Annotated in this window: 13 protein-coding genes; 9 read left to right on the top strand and 4 right to left on the bottom strand. The window is 52.8% G+C overall.

Features of this window, described 5'->3' with window-relative positions:
- Positions 1-45: 45 nt before the first annotated feature.
- The 5 genes from KIH39_RS04605 (at position 46) to KIH39_RS04585 (ending at position 5,829) form a co-directional block, all read left to right on the top strand.
- Positions 46-462 carry a hypothetical protein gene (locus tag KIH39_RS04605; protein ID WP_213498093.1) on the top strand — a complete coding sequence of 139 codons (417 nt, stop codon included), beginning with the start codon at positions 46-48 and terminating at the stop codon, positions 460-462.
- Between the two features lie 29 nt (positions 463-491).
- Complete coding sequence (locus KIH39_RS04600) at positions 492-4,445, top strand: cobaltochelatase subunit CobN (RefSeq protein ID WP_213498092.1); 3,954 nt, start codon at positions 492-494, stop codon at positions 4,443-4,445.
- A complete protein-coding gene (locus KIH39_RS04595) occupies positions 4,438-5,061 on the top strand; it encodes a MotA/TolQ/ExbB proton channel family protein (RefSeq protein ID WP_246539522.1) in 624 nt (207 codons plus the stop codon). The genes KIH39_RS04600 and KIH39_RS04595 overlap by 8 nt, the downstream gene beginning before the upstream one ends.
- Complete coding sequence (locus tag KIH39_RS04590) at positions 5,054-5,368, top strand: DUF2149 domain-containing protein (protein WP_213498091.1); 315 nt, start codon at positions 5,054-5,056, stop codon at positions 5,366-5,368. The genes KIH39_RS04595 and KIH39_RS04590 overlap by 8 nt, the downstream gene beginning before the upstream one ends.
- A 296-nt stretch (positions 5,369-5,664) precedes the next feature.
- Positions 5,665-5,829 carry a DUF1328 domain-containing protein gene (locus tag KIH39_RS04585; RefSeq protein WP_213498090.1) on the top strand — a complete coding sequence of 55 codons (165 nt, stop codon included), beginning with the start codon at positions 5,665-5,667 and terminating at the stop codon, positions 5,827-5,829.
- A 223-nt stretch (positions 5,830-6,052) separates the two neighbouring features.
- Here the strand turns inward: KIH39_RS04585 and KIH39_RS04580 are convergent, their stop codons facing one another.
- The gene (locus KIH39_RS04580) at positions 6,053-7,126 is read right to left on the bottom strand and encodes an AAA family ATPase (RefSeq protein WP_213498089.1); all 1,074 of its coding nucleotides are present in this window, start codon (positions 7,124-7,126) and stop codon (positions 6,053-6,055) included.
- Between the two features lie 230 nt (positions 7,127-7,356).
- Here KIH39_RS04580 and KIH39_RS04575 point away from each other — a divergent pair, with 230 nt between their 5' ends.
- Complete coding sequence (locus KIH39_RS04575) at positions 7,357-7,551, top strand: hypothetical protein (RefSeq protein WP_213498088.1); 195 nt, start codon at positions 7,357-7,359, stop codon at positions 7,549-7,551.
- 493 nt (positions 7,552-8,044) lie between these two features.
- On the opposite strand, the gene KIH39_RS04570 is transcribed toward KIH39_RS04575, so the two are convergent.
- Positions 8,045-8,734 carry an MgtC/SapB family protein gene (locus tag KIH39_RS04570; protein WP_213498087.1) on the bottom strand — a complete coding sequence of 230 codons (690 nt, stop codon included), beginning with the start codon at positions 8,732-8,734 and terminating at the stop codon, positions 8,045-8,047.
- A gap of 150 nt (positions 8,735-8,884) precedes the next feature.
- On the opposite strand from KIH39_RS04570, the gene KIH39_RS04565 reads away from it, so the two are divergent.
- A complete protein-coding gene (locus tag KIH39_RS04565) occupies positions 8,885-10,168 on the top strand; it encodes an acetylxylan esterase (protein WP_213498086.1) in 1,284 nt (427 codons plus the stop codon).
- A 5-nt stretch (positions 10,169-10,173) separates the two neighbouring features.
- Here the strand turns inward: KIH39_RS04565 and KIH39_RS04560 are convergent, their stop codons facing one another.
- Positions 10,174-10,827, bottom strand: coding sequence for a TetR/AcrR family transcriptional regulator (locus tag KIH39_RS04560; protein ID WP_213498085.1), 654 nt, complete (start codon positions 10,825-10,827; stop codon positions 10,174-10,176).
- A gap of 302 nt (positions 10,828-11,129) precedes the next feature.
- On the opposite strand from KIH39_RS04560, the gene KIH39_RS04555 reads away from it, so the two are divergent.
- Together KIH39_RS04555 and KIH39_RS04550 are read left to right on the top strand one after the other, a co-directional pair.
- The gene (locus KIH39_RS04555; RefSeq protein WP_213498084.1) at positions 11,130-12,506 is read left to right on the top strand and encodes an efflux RND transporter periplasmic adaptor subunit; all 1,377 of its coding nucleotides are present in this window, start codon (positions 11,130-11,132) and stop codon (positions 12,504-12,506) included.
- Between the two features lie 68 nt (positions 12,507-12,574).
- A complete protein-coding gene (locus tag KIH39_RS04550; protein ID WP_213498083.1) occupies positions 12,575-15,784 on the top strand; it encodes an efflux RND transporter permease subunit in 3,210 nt (1,069 codons plus the stop codon).
- A 119-nt stretch (positions 15,785-15,903) separates the two neighbouring features.
- Here the strand turns inward: KIH39_RS04550 and KIH39_RS04545 are convergent, their stop codons facing one another.
- Positions 15,904-17,655, bottom strand: coding sequence for a beta strand repeat-containing protein (locus tag KIH39_RS04545; protein ID WP_213498082.1), 1,752 nt, complete (start codon positions 17,653-17,655; stop codon positions 15,904-15,906).
- Between the last annotated feature and the right edge of the window lie 344 nt (positions 17,656-17,999).

Genomic DNA, 17,999 nt, shown 5'->3' with positions numbered 1-17,999 from the left:
TCGACCTCCTGCCTGATTCTCAACGTGAGAAGTTCTGTGAAACTTATGGCTGGCGAAATTCGGGGGTTGTTTCTTTCGGGTTTGCCCCTCCTGATCCTAGGCTGTTCGGGAGGGCCAAATCATCCCCCCGTCTATCCCGTGGAAGGAAAGCGGACATACAAGGGGACGGTGATGCAAAATGCCAGGATCAGCTTTTTGCCTCGGGACAATCCCAAACCGGAGGTTGTGGCGGGAGGAATTGCGGATGAAAATGGAATCTACCAACTTACCAGTTATGCGCCGAAGGATGGTTCGCCCGCTGGTGAATTTATCGTCACAATCAGTTGGCCGAAGCCGGGACTTGCAATGGACGAATCTGGCTCACTGCCAGACAACCTCAAAGGGGTCTATTCCAACCGTTCCTCCAAACTTCGCGTCCCAGTAGCTCCTCAGAACATTGCCATCGATTTCGATTTAAAGTAGTTTCATCCTCGTAACTTGGATCGCCGGACGTGAAATCTATACTCTCCTTTCTGCCCCTGCTCACCAGTTTACTCCTTTCCTCAAGCGCGGTCTATGCCGGTGAAAACCTGTTGGTGATTGGCGGTTGGGATTACGGCGAAACGATGTTTGATCGGGCCGCCACCAGTTTAGGGATGAATGCGAAATTCGTTACTACGGAAGATACGGATCAGGTGACAACCAATCAGCTTTCCACGACCGACGTTATTTTTCTGCTGAACCTCAAGCCGGATGGGGCCGCGAAATTGAAGGAACGGGTTACCGAAGCCAAGAAGAACAGACCGGGGCTTATTGTACTCTCTCTGTCACAGCGCGATACGCAGAAGAGTTTTGAACAAGCCGGTCTGCTGCATAAGGATCCGGAAATCTATAAGTACTGGAAATATAACGGACTTGAAAATACTAAAAGGCTCCTGGCTTACGTCCGCAACAAATACCTGAAAGGCAAAGATGAGATTCTTCCTCCCGTGATCGTGCCCGATTTCGGAGTCTACCACCCGGCCGCTTCCGATCTTTTCTCCGATGTACCGGCTTACCTCCAATGGGCCGGGAAATCGTCGCACTTCCAACTCGGCAATCCTCGGGTGGCACTTCTGGTTCAACAAGGCTTCCTGATGACCGGCGACACGAAAGTCTACGAAGCCCTGGTGAATAGTCTCGAGAAACGGGGAGTAAACGTGGCTGTGCTCTTCGGCGGATCCTCTACCGGAAAACAACAAGAATTGCTGGAGGCCTGGAAACCGGACCTTATCATCGACGATCACCACGCGTCGACTGCTTTAAAAACCGGAGCGGAACAACTCGACATCCCGATAATCAAGAATGTGATGTTGCTTCGCTCGACCGTGGCCGAATGGGATTCCTCAATTCAGGGAATGCTACCGGCTGATGTGGGCCTGCATTTTCTCACTCAGGAAGTGCACGGAATTATCGATCCGGTAGTTACCGGAGCTATGAAGGCGAACGTCGGCGGTTTCAAATTACACGAACCCATTCCCGATCGTGTGGAGCGGTTAACCGGGCGTGTTATGTCCTGGTTGAATCTTCGGAAGAAGCCGAATGCCGAAAAGAAAATCGCCATCATCTATTACAACAAATATCTCGGCAAATCCGATGTCGGTCGCGGTAGCGCCACCGGCGCGTTCCTGGACGGACCGGAAAGTCTTTTCCGCGTTCTAAAGGCCATGAAAGCTCGCGGCTATACTTTCACGAAATTTCCCAAAGACACCCTGGAGCTTCTGGAATGGATGAAACGAGATGGCCACAATGTCGGAACCTGGGCCGGAGGAGATCTAGCCGAGTTGATTCGAGTCGGCAAACCGGTACTCTGGCCAGTTACAGAATATTCCAAATGGTTTGCCACGCTGAGTAATGCAAATCAGGGTGTAGTCACCAAGGCCTATGGACCGGCACCCGGCGCTCAAATGACAACCGCTGACCGGAAATCGATCGTGCTTCCGCGCATCGATTTAGGCAACGTGATTCTTCTGCCACAGCCCGCTCGTGGCCCGGAGAACGATGAAAAATTACTGCACGCCAAGGATGTCCCTCCACCGCACCAATACCTCGCCTGCTACTGGTGGCTTCAGAAAGAATTTAAGGCCGACGCCGTGATGCACTTTGGAACGCACGGCACTGAACTGTTGTTGCCAGGTAAAGCTAATGGCCTCTCCGGTGATAGTTTCAGCGACATCTGTCTCGGTAACCTGCCCAATATATACCCCTGGATCATCGATAATATCGCCGAGGCTATCATGGCCAAACGACGGGCCTACGCCGTCACGGTCGATCATCTGACCCCGCCTCTGGAATCCACGGGGCTGACACCGGAATTACAAAATCTCCACAACGATATCGATAAATTCGCCGCATTGGAAGAAGGGCTTTTGAAGCAGAAGTATCGAAAGACCATTTCCGAGGCGTCCCGCAAAGCGGCGTTCTCGCGTCAATCGGGGGAACTCTCCGACAAAGAAATCGAACAGATTGCCTTTCAATTGCATCAGATAGAACTTTCGGTTACTGCTGTGAAATTGCACACGCTCGGCCAGGAGCCAGAAGCCAAACATCTGATTCCGTTTCTGACCAGCATGCTGGGACAGCAGTACCTGGACGATCTGGGGAAGGTACTGCCCGTGCCTGCCGAGGTCGCAAAAGAACCAGAACATATCCCCCTATGGGTTCGACCCCAATTGGAAGCGATGGTTAAGTCGATCGTCGCCGATGGATACGCCCCCGAAGATGTATTGAAATTAGCTGGAGCCAAAATTCCCCCCGGCGATCCCAAGCGAATTGTCGAAACGTTGCGGCGAGTCGTTGAGTTCCGAGAACAATTCAAGCAGAGCGGCAAAGAAGTCGAAAACATCCTGAGAGCACTCGAAGGAACGTTCGTTTCCCCAGGTCCCGGATCCGATCCAGTCCGTAATCCGAGCGCGATCCCGACCGGTCGCAACCTCTACGCCCTGAACCCCGAGGAATTGCCGACGAAACAGGCCTGGGAAGTCGGCGTTCAACTTGTCGAACAATTATTGAAAGACCGTCCCAACCTTCGCAAGGTCGCTCTCGATCTCAACGGCCATGAAACCATTCGCGATTACGGCGTCACCGAATCGCAAGCTTTATTTCTGATGGGAGTTCGGCCTGTCTGGGATCACAACAATCTCGCAGTGAATGTCGAAATCATCCCGAGGGATGAACTCAAGCGCCCGCGCATCGATGTCTTCCTGGCACTCGGCGGCAGCATGCGAGACACCTTCACCTCCCGAGTAAAACTGATCGATAAGGCGATTCGTTTAGTATCTGAACTAAACGAACCGGACAATTTTGTTCGAACGGGCACTCAGGAAAAGGCCGCCGAGTTAACCAAACGAGGTATCGCTCCCGATAAAGTGAAACTTTATGCTCCCGCCCGCTTGTTCGGAGCCAAACCGGGATCTCATGGGACGAATATTCTCTATCTGGTTCCCAAGACCGGCGCCTGGGACGATCGCAAGGAAATCGCTGAGATTTATAAACAGAACATGTCCTACGCCTTCACTGGCGATGCCTGGGGCGAAAGTGTTCCCGGTCTGTACGATGACGCCATGAAAGGAACGGAACTCATACTACGCACCTGGACTTCGAATATGACAGGACCGTTGACCAACCACCATGTGTACGAGTACGCCGGAGGATTGAGTCTGGCGATCGAATCCACCACGGGTAAACAACCCAAACTTCTCTTTAATGATGTTCGTGGCAATCCCAAAGTCCGCGACTTCGATGAAGTGCTGACCACGGAAGCGTACGTCACTATGCTCAATCCTAAATGGATCAAGGGTATGATGGAAAACGGCTACTCCGGCGCTGGGATGATGGTGGAGGTGGTTCGAAATACCTCCGGTTGGGAAGCCACCCGTAAAGGAGCCGTGTCGCAAGAACTTTGGAAAGAAATTCATGCTGTTTATGCCAAAGACAAACATGGGCTTCATTTGAAGGACTGGATGGATAAAGAGAATCCTTTCGCTCGGCAGGAAATTCTGGCCACGCTGCTGGAAGCCGCCCGGAAAGGGGATTGGAAAGCGGACGAGGCTACCCGACATGAACTCGCTCTGGAATATGCTCAAAGCGTAGCTAAACATGGCGATAGTGCCGGACTGGCTACCGGAGGTAATCTGAAATTGCAAACCGAGGTCAGCACCCTTCTGAATGCTCCGAATGAAGCCCCTATCAAAACGGCTTACCAGACGGCTATCGCGAAATCGACCCAGCCTCCAAATGATGTCGCCGGCGCCAGCGCAGCCCCTTCGGAAAATAATGCCAGCGTGAGCGGTAATGAAATGGCTGAAACGAATGCGGCTCCTGTAAGCGTTAACCCGAGTTGGTTGAGACTCAGTGTCGGCGGAGTGGTTATCCTCTTGATTCTGGCGGGTGCTATGCGACGCTCGAGGGAAACCTGTAATGGATAAAACCGTTGCATCGATCACGGAGGTAATGTCCGTCATCTCCGGAGCCTTGCTCATACCCGTCTTACTAGCGGTTCTCATTTGTCTTGCCGGTGTGCTCGTTCTGTCTGGCACATTTTTAAGAGACTGGGCCATACGCGCTCGACACCAGCGGCCATTGAAAAACCTTGTTCTGGCCTGCGACGAACCGCAATTGGAACTCTCCGATGTATGGAAGCAACTCCAGTCGGCGCGAAATCCTTTAATCGCTGCTCTCATTCGAGGACTCCCGACACGACCCGCTTCCGCCGATGTTCTACGAAAGCGTCTCTCAGATCTCGAAAGCGACACGGCGGATGTCATCGCTAAACTCTCTTTTCTTACTCGCGTTAGTCCGATGTTGGGTTTGCTCGGAACACTCATTCCATTGGGTCCGGCTCTGACTGGCTTGAGCTCTGGTAATGTCCAACAGCTTTCTTCGAATTTAGTGGTCGCCTTCGCCGCCACCGTAGTGGGTTTGGTCACAAGTTGTATCTCCTATGGCATCGGCTTGGTTCGTCGTTCCTGGGCCAGTCGGGATCTAGACAATCTCGAGTACATTCTGAATCGACTCTATCCCGAGAAGCCCGACCATGCGTAAAAAACGAAAGTGGGAACTGGAAGAAGACGATCCGGCAGCGGGACTTCTGAATCTATTCGATGTCTGGCTGGTCTTCGCCGTGGCGGTGCTGTTAGCTACCTGGACGGTGACTCGGAATTCGGAAGCCTCCGGCACGCCTGTGAAGAATCCTGGTGAGCCCGATATGGAGATCGTAACCCAACAGGGGAAAGAAGTGGAAACGTTGCGAATGACGAACAACCAGCTTACCGGTGAAGGGGAACGCCTCGGTACGGCTTATCGGCTCAAATCGGGCAAAGTGGTCTACGTTCCGGAAAAGAAGAAGTAACTGTCTTTCGGCCCCGCATCCGCTAAAGCATCATGACACACGTAGGACAGTAGCCATCCTGATAGATTTCGAAGCCATTGCTCTCCCCGAGCAACGGTGATATTCTCATAATAAGAGAGGAAAACTCCTCTCAATAATTCCTTTGCTCGATTTCTTGATTGCACTGAGTCCTCTCCCCCAACCCACTCGTTTCCTTTGCCCGGCACCCACGGGCAATCGACTGATCGGACACTTATACGAGCCACCTCATTTGGAAGTTTGAGTAGAATGTTATTCCCTATTAAGAAAGGTCGCTTATGCTTCGTTACGCCATCGGTTTCTTTATTGTCGCAATCATTGCCGCTATTTTCGGTTTCGGAGGCATTGCCAGCGGAGCTGAAGAGATTGCCCGCATACTCTTTTTCATATTTATTGTCCTCCTGATCTTCTCCCTGGTGTTCGGCCGCAAACGAGGAATCTAGGCCTCTAACTGAAGTAACCAATCGCCCTTTTCACACTTTACCCGACTCAAAACAGAGTCTTTGTTCAATCGACTCTCACATTTACTACCAATCCCTACCACTCGCTATTTCTCGTTTTTGCAGTGGTTTCTCCTTAAAGGTCATCAGATCATCATTTTTCACATAGTGGAAAACGCGAATTTGATGACCTTTGACTATTTCTCGGGAATTAACGGCATTTTGATCAATCATGAGGATTGTGCTCAAAACCGAGTTCACAGATCTCCTCCCACGGAAAATCCTTCTCGCCCGGAGGCAGCCAGTACCAGACAATGCGGCCGTTGGCATGCCTTTTGGCCTTGGATTTTATGCCCAGAGTCGCTTTGGCCCGTTCCAGTGTAGCGCTGGAATAGCCGGCTTTCAGACCGGCCTCGTAGACCTTCTTGCTCTGGAAATGTTTATCGCTGAGGAAGCCGCGCAGCCATTCGGTGGGAGGCAGGCTTTTGAAATCTCCAATCAGTTCGTTGGCTCGAATATTCACCTTCCCCTCCCACTTCACGTTCACGGCCTCCGCTTTGCTCTGCAGCACAAACTGTAGTCCTTGCGCTTCGGCGGTGAGGTTGTTTTTCACCGGAGCCAAAATCCTCTTCTCCGGATTGTGGGGATGCCGGCCAATAAGCAGGGCACTGCGCATGCTGGAAAGAATGCTCATACTGCCCGAACCTCGATAGATCGCTGTTTTTCCGTTGGTTTTGTTTAATAATCGGACGAAGAGGAATGTCACTTGAAGACGCTCGGCCATCCTCGCCAGCGGCCCCAGGACTTTACGAACCGATTGTTGAGTGATGCCATTCGTGGAAGCGCTGAGAAATGGAAGAAGCGGGTCGACGATGACGAGTCTCGCCTTGGTACGGCGCAGAGTCGACTCCAGCTTGCGGAAATCTCTGGGAAATTTTGGGAGCGCGTTAGGGATCGACTTCGTCGAGTTCGACTGATAGCTGAAGATTCTCGAGAGATCCGCCCCCAAAGATTGCAAGCGCGGCAACACGGTATCTCGCAAGTTATCTTCGCAGCAAATGAGTAGCACATTGGCGGGGCCGAGGGCGTTTCGTTGCCGATCGGGAAAAGATCGACCTTGAGAAATTCGGGCAGCCAGATCGAGCGTAACAAGCGATTTACCTTGTCCGGGATCGCCGTCGAGCAGGCATAGTTTGCCGATCGGCAGCCAGGGCTTCCAGATCCACTCGGCGGCCCGTTCGGTGATTTTGTCGAGTGGTACGAAGTACTGAATTTTTCGTTTTTTTCTTGGCTGGGTCATGGCAGGTAGCGGGGAAATGAGGGATACGATGTGAGGAATGCGTTCTGGATGGAACGCACGCTAAAGCTTAAACCGTTGGAGGCTCTCGGGCAAGGTGGGTTGTGGGGGAGCCCAGAAGGGTCATCTTCCTGCACCCAAGTATCAAATCCAGTATGTGGGTATGTGGAAGTGACTTTGATAAGCTCGCCGCAATCGCATTCTATTATTTTATCAACTGGTGGAGGTGCGTCGTGAACCAACTGGCAACATTCACTTTTAACGACTCCGTTTCAGTAGAGGAGGTTTGTGTCATCGTCCGCTTTGATAGAGAATCTGTTGTTCTCGCTGTTTCAATGTCAAAAGCCGGCGATGTTGAATTCGCAATGGGAAAACAGTCGTTGATTGAGGCTAAAACAAGATCTGGGTATTTCAGTTTAGCCACATGATAATGCCTTGTCGACCGTGATTGTGAGGGGCAATTTTGAAAGCTTTGGACGCCGTCTTGTTTGACCCGAAGCGTTGGCGAGGGCAGTGAGTATATATAGGTCCATGAACAATGAATGGAATTGTTTTGTATAAATAATGTACACAAACTTTCTTTGTATAGTCGGTTCGCGGAGATGGAATATTATTTATTATTGCCCTCGCTTACGCGTCGGGCTAACGAAGATAGGCAGCGCAACTCATCTGCCCTCGCTTACACGTCCGATTAAAGAAAAAAAGGGCAATTTTTCCCGCAATTGCGAAGGATGTTTGAAAGCCCACGATCACAATCCAGAAACATGGCAATCTCAAAGTCGGAAATCGTTCTTAACTACGCATCAGTGATCAAATTAATTTGAATACGCACTGGCAAGTGGCCAGTACCACCCAAGACAATACCAGATCACAGGTTAAGGAAATCGAAGAGACATGAATACTCGCCGCTTCCCGGCGAGATCACGTCTGCACCTTCTCCCAGCTGGCGCCCAGCACATCCGGTTCAATGCTCACTCGGGCAATAATATCTTCCATGAAACGATCGTTTCGTTCGACCGCATAAATTTCGGCGACGACCATCGGACCATCTTTCTCCGACTCGTCTGTTGCCAGGCTCAGAATGCTCATCCGTTCGTTCGCTCCCACATGGCGAAGCAGGATCATACGCACAACCGCTTCGTGATGCCCCTTACACCGAATGCGAACGCGATAATAGGTCTCCACATCGGGGGCAATGCGACGGCGTGTTTCAATCTTCGCCACCACCGGGCGCAGTCCGATATTTACAAACAAAATTGCTATTGTTCCGGTCAGAGCCTCGATCAGAAATCCCGCCCCGGAGAGTGTACCAATCGCTCCAGTACACCAGATGGTGGCTGCGGTGTTGATGCCTTTGACGTTCATGCCGTCGCGGAGAATCACGCCGCCACCGAGAAATCCCAGGCCGCTGACGATGTAGGAAGCGATCCGGGTCGGGCTGGCCTTGTCGTCCATCAGCAACGACAGGGAGACGAACATGGCCGCACCGAGTGAGACGAGAGTATTCGTGCGCAACCCGGCCGTGTGATGCCGCCACTGGCGCTCGAAGCCAATTGCGGCTCCAAAAAGGATGGCCAGGAAAATATTCAGCATGAACTGCCAGGAATGCATGGTAACTCCTCTAACTTATTCCAGCTTTCATATGATGCCTATAGTCTGAGTCCAAACTTCCACGCTAACAAAAAACGACTGCTGGATAATTCCTTCTGCCTTGTTTAAAATCTGTTTTGTCATCAACCGCCATTCCAATGGGTAAGTTCCATGCTAATCCGACTCTCCGCATGTCTTTGGCTATTGGCTTTGAATTTTGGACTGCAGGCCGCACCGCAGTTGAAGGTCAGCCCCGATCAGAAATCGGGAATCTATGAACTCGGACAGAAAGTCACCTGGAAGGTTTCCCTCAAAGAGGGGGATAAGCCACTTGAGGGCTCAATCGACTACACAGTTACCAAGGGGGGTTTGACTAAACTGACTTCTGGAACCGTCGAACTGAACCAAGGAGAAGCAAAGATTCTCTCCATGCGGGATGATCCCGGAACGCTACTACTGACCGTGAAATACAAGCCCAAGGACGGCGGCAAAGAATTGAGTGCGTTAGGCGGCGCCGTTTTCGCGCCGGAAAAGATCAAAGCGTCCTCTCCCCCGCCGGAAGACTTCGAGAAATTTTGGAAGGATCAGATCGATCAGCTGAACAACATTGGAATGAATGCTCAGTTGGAGCGAGTCGATGTCGGCGACAAGAACGTTGAGTATTACAAGATCACGCTGGATAATATCCGAGGCATCAAGATTCATGGTCAATTAGCGAAACCCACGGGAAAAACCAACCTGCCCGCACTTTTGCAGGTGCAATGGGCGGGAGTGTATCCCTTGCAGAAAGATTGGATTCTCGGTTACGCGCGAAACGGCTGGCTGGTTCTGAATATCTCGGCCCACGATCTACCGATCGATGAAAAGGAAGAGTTTTATAAGCAGAAATCGAATAAAGAGCTGAACGATTACCCGGGCATCGGCAACGACGACCGCAATACGAGCTATTTCTTGCCGATGTTTCTGAGTTGCTGGCGGGCCGTCGATTATCTGACCCAAAGTCCCGATTGGAACAAGAAAACTCTGGTCGTCCAGGGTGGAAGTCAGGGAGGATATCAGGCTCTGGTCACGGCAGGCTTTCACCCGGCCGTCACGGCGGTGGCCGCGAATGTCCCCGCCGGTTGCGATCATACAGGTAAGGCGGCGGGCCGTGCTCCCGGTTGGCCAAATTGGGCGAGCCGGACCTGGCAGAAGAAAGACGAGAAGAAGATGCTGGAGGCATCGCGGTATTTCGATGTCGTCAACTTCGCGAAAAATATCAAGTGCCCTGCCCTGATTGGCATCGGACTCGTCGATACGGTCTGTCCGCCCGAAGGGGCGATCGCGGCCTGCAATCAGATTCCGGGCAGCAAGAAAGTGGTGATCATGCCGCAGGCCGATCATGGCGGCGATCACAAAGCCTATTACGAGCAGTTTGGGCCGTTTTTGGAGAACCAGAGGAAGGCCGCGAAGTAAGGGTATTACGCGCCGCGAAGCTTTCGGCGCCGGCATTCGGCCGGCGTCAAAATACCATGAAAAACCACATCCAGAACGTCCGTGGCCTGCTCTTCCGGCGTGCGTTTTTTCTCTAAAAAATGATCAGTGAACATTGTGCCGTACATCAGATCGGAAGTCACCCGGATGATGCGGTCGACGGGCATCTGCCGAATTCGTCCCATTTCGATCAGGCTCTCGTAAATGGGTTCCCAGCGGGTGCAGTTAACGCGTTTGTGTTCGATATAAGTCGGCGTCTTTCGATCGCGATATTCGGCTCTTTCGATGATCAACAACTCAGCGTGAGCCGGATTCTCCCGAAAGTGTGCGAAGTAGGTTTTTACGCCCATTTCCAGTCGATCAATGGGGTCTTCGATCGCTTCGGTTGCCGCGCTGATTCGCTCGCTTAAGCTGCGCATGGCCCTATCGACGGTGGCCAGAAACAGTTCTTCCTTGCTCGAGAAATAGAGATATACGGTCCCCTTGGCCACGCCACTCCGGTCGGCGATCTCCTGGATATCTGTGTCGGGGTAACCCTTGGCGGCAAAAATCCGGGAAGCGGCCGCGAGAATCGAATCGCGCCGTCGTTCGATTAAAGCCGAATCTTTCGGCCTGCCGCGCCGGGCCGAGAGTTGTTTCATGTTGGCTCCAAAATTGCGAGCGAGTTCAAAGGATTACGACATTTGCCGATTCCCGGAGGCCGGTTTCACAAGTATTTCCAATACGATTCCCCAATCCGCTCAGGGAAATTCTTACCGCAGTGAACCCACTCTCGTCGAGGGGACTCCGTCTATGCACTTCGCGGTTGGGGAGTTCAAATCGTATCTTGAAACGGACTCGTAATGATAACCACTATTGACTGACCGGTCGGTCATGAATATAACATATCTATTAAATGTAATCAACCCTATCTTCCTTTTCGTCCGGGATGGAGGTAGTTGCCATGTCTTCTCGAATGATGCCTAAGCTTCCGATTTACCGAATTTTTGCGATCGCCCTGGTGATCCTACCCTTCGGCTGTACGCAGAAACCGGCCGGTCAGCAAGGCGCCCCTCCTCCGCCACTGGTAACGGTCTCGAAGCCGGTGCTGTTTCCGGTTCAAAGTTTCAACGAATACAACGGCTACCTCGAAGCCATCGAAAGCGTGGAGATTCGCGCCCGGGTGAAGGGCGTCCTGATGGAGGTCTACTTCAAGGAAGGGGCGGAAGTCTCGACGGGGGACAAGCTCTACCTCATCGATCAGCGGGAATACAAGGCGTCTCTGGCGAAAAGTGAAGCGGACATTTCTAAATCCGTGGCCGATATTGCCAATGCCAAAGCCCAAATTGTGGCCGCGCAGGCGGATTACGACCGAACCAGTAAACTCATGAGCGGTGGGGCAATTTCCAAGAGCGATGTCGATAAATCCCTGGCCACTCTCGATTCCAACAAAGCGCAACTCGATTCCGCCATAGCATCGAAAGCGGCCGCGGAAGCTTCCCGGGATACGGCCAAGCTGCAACTCGAGTACACACTGATCAAGTCTCCGATTAACGGGCGGATCAGCCGAACGTTGGTCACGGCCGGAAACCTGGTTGGCCAGACCGATGCCACGCTTCTGACAAGTATTGTCAGTCTCGACCCGTTGTATGTGTACTTCGATGCTCCGGAGCGAGATTTCATCGAGTATCAGAAGGGATTGCAGGAGCAGGTCGCCGCAAACCCGAACACCACCAAATTTCCGGTGGAGGTGGGCCTGGCCTCGGAAGATGGCTTTCCTCATGCGGGTATTATTGATTTCCAGGAAAACCGCGTGGATACCGGGACGGGAACCATTCGCATTCGCGGTAAACTTCAAAATCCCTTTGTGAAACCGCGAAATATCCGATTGCTCTATCCCGGTCTATTCGTTCGCGTTCGCGTCCCCATCGGATCCAAGAAGGAACAACTGGTCATTCCCGAAGATGCGTTGATGACGGGGCAGGAAGGCAAATTTGTCTACGTGGTGGACAAAGACAATATGGTTCAGAAACGCACGGTCACATTGGGTACGGGTGTTTGGCGTGCCAAAGAAGCCGGTTCGACCGCTCCCACCGAATGGGTTCTTCATCAGTCGAATCCAAAACCCGCCGGACCGCCGCCGGAAGGCGCCGCCCCGCCGCCCGCAGCCAAAGGACCGCCGCCGGAACCGGCTCCCACGACCGTTTCGGCCCGTTCCATTGTTGCAATTACCAAGGGTTTGGCTGCGGGCGATGTGGTTATTGTTAAAGGACTTCAAAAAGCTCGTCCCGGAGCCCCGGTGACGCCGGACATTTGGGATCTCAGACCACCCACGAAATAACGGAATTGGAAAATCAGAAGGCTCGCGGATTAAGAACAAGCCCGAACGCATAATCTGTAAGGCAACCCATGATCTCAAGATTCTTTATCGATCGCCCGATTTTTGCGAACGTGATTGCCATCCTGACAATCTTGTTCGGGGTTGTGGCACTGCAACGGCTACCCGTCGAACGGTATCCCTCCATCACGCCGCCAACAGTGGTGGTCAGCACAACCTATCCCGGCGCTAATGCCAAAGTGGTCGCCGATACCGTGGCCGCTCCCATCGAACAGCAAATCAACGGCGTGGAGAACATGATGTACATGTCCTCCACCAGTTCTTCGGATGGCTCTTATTCGTTGACGATTACTTTTGAAATCGGCACGAACATCGATGCCGCCCAGGTTCTCGTGCAAAATCGTCTGAGCGTAGCCCAGCCCAACCTGCCCGATGAAGTGAAGCGACAAGGCATCATCGTTAACAAGCAATCTTCGAATATTCTTCTGGTGATTTCGCTTACTTCCGAGAGTGGGAAATTCGATCCGATCTTCCTGTCGAATTACGCTAACTTAAAACTTCGCGATGAACTCAGCCGCGTCAAAGGGGTCGGCGATGTTCAGATCAAAGGAGCTGGCAACTACGCCATGCGAGTCTGGCTCGACCCCGACAAGATGGCCTCCCGACAATTGACGACGCAGGATGTGTCGGCGGCTCTTTCTCGTCAGAACGTCCAAGTGGCTGCCGGCCAGATCGGCCAGCCGCCTAATCCCACCGGTCAATCGTTTCAATTAACGGTTACCACTCTGGGGCGATTATCGGAGGCTTCGGAATTCGAGGGAATCGTTGTCAAATCGGGGACCAACGGTCAGATCGTCTATCTGCGCGACATAGCGCGGGTCGAACTCGGTTCGCAAAGTTACGATACCTTTGAGACGAAGTCGGGCTTTCACGCCGCCAACTTGCTCGTCTTTCAGCTGCCCGGCTCGAATGCCAACGACGTCGCCTATCGGGTTCGGGAAACCATGAAGAAAATCGCTCCGTCGCTGCCGGAGGGATTGATGTATGACATTCCATTCGACACCACGAAATTCGTCAGCGCGGCCATCAAAAACGTTTATGGAACTTTGATCGAAGCGGGTGTTCTCGTCCTGATTGTGATTCTCGTTTTCCTTCAGAATTGGCGAGCGTTATTGGTTCCCGCCACAACGGTTCCGGTGACAATTATTGGGGCGTTTTCCTTCCTTTACATCTTCGGCTTCTCGATTAACCTTCTAACGCTTTTCGCCTTGATTCTGGCTATCGGAATCGTGGTGGACGATGCCATTGTGATCGTCGAAAACGCCAGCCATCACATTGAAATGGGCGAAGCTCCTCGAGAAGCGACCATCAAGGCTATGAACGAGGTGACCGGCCCGGTGATTGCGATTACCTTCGTGTTGATGGCCGTGTTCGTCCCCACCGCGTTTCTTAGCGGTATTACCGGGCAGATGTATAGGCAGTTCGCACTAACGATTGCCGCGACGGCCCTGATTAGTGCCATTAATGCCCTTTCCTTGAAACCTGCCCAGTGTGCGCTGTGGCTGAAGCCGGCCAAGCGCGGGATCTTCTCGAAGGTCTTCGATTTTTTTTACAGACCGATCGAAGGAGCTTACGCCTGGAGTATCCGCATAATGCTTCGGGTCTGGTGGCTAGCCCTGATAGTTTTTGTGGGCTTGGTCGGTTTTACCGGCTGGTGGTATCAAACCCTACCCACGGGGTTCCTGCCGACGGAAGATGAAGGTTACGCGATTATCGCCGTGCAGTTACCAGATGGGGCCTCCTTAGACCGCACAAATGAAGTCGCCGAGCGCATCAACAAAGTCTGTGCCCGTTATCGGGAAAAAGGAGCACTCGAAAACTGGTTCGTGCTCGGCGGTACGTCCTTGCTCGACGGCACGGCGGCTCCTAACGGGGCTACGGCATTCGTCACCTGGACCGACTGGGCATTGCGAACTACCCCGGAAATGCAACAGCAGGCGTTAGTTCAGGCCCTGCAAATGGAGTTCTTCGGGATTCAGGAAGCGTTTATTTTCGTAATCGTTCCGCCGTCAATTCAAGGTCTCGGTTTCTCGGGCGGCTTCGAAATGAAAATTGAAGATCGGGAAGGCGTGGGCTTAGAAACTTTGCAGGAGCGTACCCAAGCGGTGATTGATGCCGCTATTCGTCACCCGGAGATTGCTCCTCCCCCGGCCATCCGTTCAACGTTCCGCGCCGGTGTTCCCCAGGTTTACCTGAACATCGACCGAGTGAAAGTCGAAAAAATGGGAGTTCTCCTAAGCGACGTTTTTGCGGCGCTGCAAGCGAACCTGGGATCGATTTACGTCAACGATTTCAACAAGTTCGATCGTACCTATCAGGTGCGGGTTCAGGCCGATGCCCAATATCGCTCCGACCCGACACTTTTACGGCGGCTGGAAGTCCGGAATCGCTCGGGCGGTCGCGTACCACTGGGTACTCTGATGACTGTCGAGAGCCGGGTGGGACCACTGGCTTTGACCCGATACAATCTCTACCCGACGGCCACCATTAGCGGAGCCACAAAGCCGGGTTTTAGCTCTGGTCAAGGTTTGAACGCAATGGAAGCCGCCGCGAAGGAAACTCTGCCGCCCTCCATGGGATTCGAATGGACATCCATCGCCTTCCAGGAAAAACGCGTCAGCGGCGAGGAAGTCCTGGTCTTCGGACTGGCCGTGTTGCTGGTTTATTTGGTTCTGGCCGCACAGTACGAAAGCTGGTTGCTGCCGCTGGCTGTGATTCTAGTTGTACCATTAGGCCTGCTGGGGGTCGTGGCCGGGGTTCAGATCCGCGGTCTGGACAACAATATCTATACGCAGATCGGGGTGGTGCTGATCATTGCTCTGGCGAGTAAGAATGCGATCTTGATCGTTGAGTTCGCTCGGGAATTGCGCCTCGCTGGTCGATCGATTCGGCAAGCCGCTGTGGAAGCCGCCCGATTGCGTTTCCGGCCAATTTTGATGACCTCGATTGCATTTATCCTGGGTGTGGTACCGTTGGTTCGAGCCACCGGTGCTGGAGCTGCCAGTCGGCAGGCGCTGGGCACCGCTGTTTTCGGAGGGATGATCACCTCCACCTTCCTGGCGATTTTCTTCGTGCCGGTGTTTTACGTGGCCGTGCAGGGATTCATCGAGTTATTGAGCGGGCCGCCAAAACCGGTGCCGGGCAGCAACACGGAGACCAGTCACAACCACAACGGCTCGGCGAATTCCGTTTCTTCAAATGCCACCAATGTGCCGACCTAAAGCTTGAGCTTTGTTGGAGCCCAAATCTAGAAAATCGAGGAGCACTAGCGATGCGGAGGTATGAATTCCTCTCAATCTCTAGTGCTCCTGGTCTTGATGAGTTTGTGCGGAACGACAGGTCAGGTAATCGTAATGGATATTGTCCCCACGTTTGACAGGAGCCCGGCATTATCTTTTATGGTGTAAGTGAAGCTGTCCGTCGTTGCAGTAGTCGTGGTGTTGGTATAGCTGATCGTTCCATTGCTATTTGCAGTGGCCGTACCATTCGTCGGCGCTTGCACGATCGCAATGCTGGCCAAATTCAAACTATTCTGCGGATCGGTATCGATGGACCCAACATTGATCGAAACAGTTCCTCCCGCGGCAACGGATGCAGAATCGTTGTTAGCCACTGGTGGCTGATTGATAGTTACTGTAACGGTTCCCGGTGGCGAAACTAAACCCGCGGCATCCTTCACGGTGTATGTGAAAGTATCAGAGGTTGCCGTCGTCGAAGTATTCGGTGTATAGCTGATGGTGCCATCGCTGTTCGCGGTGGCGGTCCCATTCGTCGGAGCCTGCACGACGGTGACACTTCCCGGAACGAGGCTATTTTGCGGATCGGTATCGTTCGCCAGGACATTGATACTCACGGTGCTTCCCACGTTCACACTCGCCGTGTCGGCATTGGCCACCGGAGGCTGATTCACGGTGATGGTTACGGTGCCGGCATTCGAAATGTTGCCATCCGTATCTTTGATGGTGTATTGGAACGAATCGGAAGTGTTCGAGGTTCCATCGTTGGTATAATCGACGGTTCCATCGGAGTTGACTTTCACGGTGCCATGGGAAGGTTGCGTTGAAATAGCCAACGAACTCAGATCTAAAGTCCCTCCGGTATCCGTGGTATTTCCGCTGAGATTTATCGAAACGGTTCCACCCGCATTCACGCTCGCCGTCACAGCTCCAGCCACGGGAGTCGCCTTCACAGCCACCGAGATCGTAACCGTTGCCGCACTCGAGACGTTATCCAGAGTGTCCGCCACGGTATAGGTAAAGGTGTCCGTTGCCGACGTGGCGGAGCTATTCGCGGCGTAGGTGATCGTCCCGTCGCTGTTTACTGTTGCAGTGCCTTCACTTGGTTGTTGAACGATAGTGACGGAGCTGGGATTGAGAGCCCCAACTACTGCCTGATCGTTGGCGAGCACATTGATCGTCGTACTCGAGCCGGCGGCAACCGAAGCGGTCGAGCTGTTCACGATGGGTTGCGCGTTAGTGAGCACATTTGTAAATCCACTATTACTGGAATTGGCCCCGAAGGTATCGTTGGTCAACGAAAGAGTGCCGTTCTGTCCCGTAGTCGTGACCGTACTGTTTGGACCATAATCGGAGTTCAACACGGCCACCTTATCGCTTCCCGCCCCGCTATTGATGAAAAGGTTTTCGAGTCCCCAGCAGTAGTCCGCAAAGATCGTGTTCGAGCCTGTACCTGCTGAGGCAATATTCAGGGACCGGCCGGAATACACATTGGCCAGCCCGATCGTATTGTTCCCGGTTCCCGTTGAAATCCAGAACTCCGTACTGGTATCGACCCCGCTGATTTCGAGATTATTGTCCCCGTTTCCCAGGATAATGAAAACACCCGCTTTAATTCCGCTCAACGTGACCGGGCCCGACTGGCCATTGATGGTGGTCGAGCCATCCGTCGAATTGATGGAAACGGTATTCGGAGCCGTGCCCTGAATGCTAATGAAGTTGTTGCCGGAATCGCCGAGAACGTCCAGGCTATTGCCGAGCACCAGTGCGGTAACGTTGCCGCTGAGAACGGTGCGCGATTCCAGAGGCTCGAGTTTGGGGGCGAAATGGAAGAGGCTTCGAGGTGTTTTTCGCATGGAGATTAGCCAATACCTTTCAACTATAAACGGTAAATCGAGCCAAAATGCTCTCAAATTCGCACGTCGACTTTAGAGCACGGACCGGCGAGTGGAATCCGGAAGAATTCGCATTCCTGTTCTGGCTTGTAAAAACTCTGCAATTTCGGAGTTAGTAGAGTAGTCGCAAAAGGGAATCGAGTGCGGGCGCGCAATGAAGACTCTCATAAAGTTTTCCATTATGAGGAGTCTGAAGTCCTTTATCTTAGGCTGCCGAGCGGTGATCTGCTCAATGGGGGCCGAATATACTTCGTGCCACCAGAGATGTGAATTTGATCTTAAAAAGTGAGCAATTGCACTCCAGG

It is taken from the genome of Telmatocola sphagniphila (genome assembly GCF_018398935.1).
Taxonomy (GTDB): Bacteria; Planctomycetota; Planctomycetia; order Gemmatales; family Gemmataceae; genus Telmatocola; species Telmatocola sphagniphila.
This window is presented reverse-complemented; position numbering and strand designations above follow the sequence as displayed.

Coding starts and splice junctions, on each gene's coding strand:
- KIH39_RS04605 (WP_213498093.1), top strand. CDS start 46: ATGGCTGGCGAAATTCGGGGGTTGTTTCTTTCGGGTTTGCCCCTCCTG.
- KIH39_RS04585 (WP_213498090.1), top strand. CDS start 5,665: ATGCTTCGTTACGCCATCGGTTTCTTTATTGTCGCAATCATTGCCGCT.
- KIH39_RS04565 (WP_213498086.1), top strand. CDS start 8,885: ATGCTAATCCGACTCTCCGCATGTCTTTGGCTATTGGCTTTGAATTTT.
- KIH39_RS04560 (WP_213498085.1), bottom strand. CDS start 10,827: ATGAAACAACTCTCGGCCCGGCGCGGCAGGCCGAAAGATTCGGCTTTA.
- KIH39_RS04555 (WP_213498084.1), top strand. CDS start 11,130: ATGTCTTCTCGAATGATGCCTAAGCTTCCGATTTACCGAATTTTTGCG.
- KIH39_RS04545 (WP_213498082.1), bottom strand. CDS start 17,655: ATGCGAAAAACACCTCGAAGCCTCTTCCATTTCGCCCCCAAACTCGAG.
- KIH39_RS04590 (WP_213498091.1), top strand. CDS start 5,054: ATGCGTAAAAAACGAAAGTGGGAACTGGAAGAAGACGATCCGGCAGCG.
- KIH39_RS04550 (WP_213498083.1), top strand. CDS start 12,575: ATGATCTCAAGATTCTTTATCGATCGCCCGATTTTTGCGAACGTGATT.
- KIH39_RS04580 (WP_213498089.1), bottom strand. CDS start 7,126: ATGACCCAGCCAAGAAAAAAACGAAAAATTCAGTACTTCGTACCACTC.
- KIH39_RS04595 (WP_246539522.1), top strand. CDS start 4,438: ATGGATAAAACCGTTGCATCGATCACGGAGGTAATGTCCGTCATCTCC.
- KIH39_RS04570 (WP_213498087.1), bottom strand. CDS start 8,734: ATGCATTCCTGGCAGTTCATGCTGAATATTTTCCTGGCCATCCTTTTT.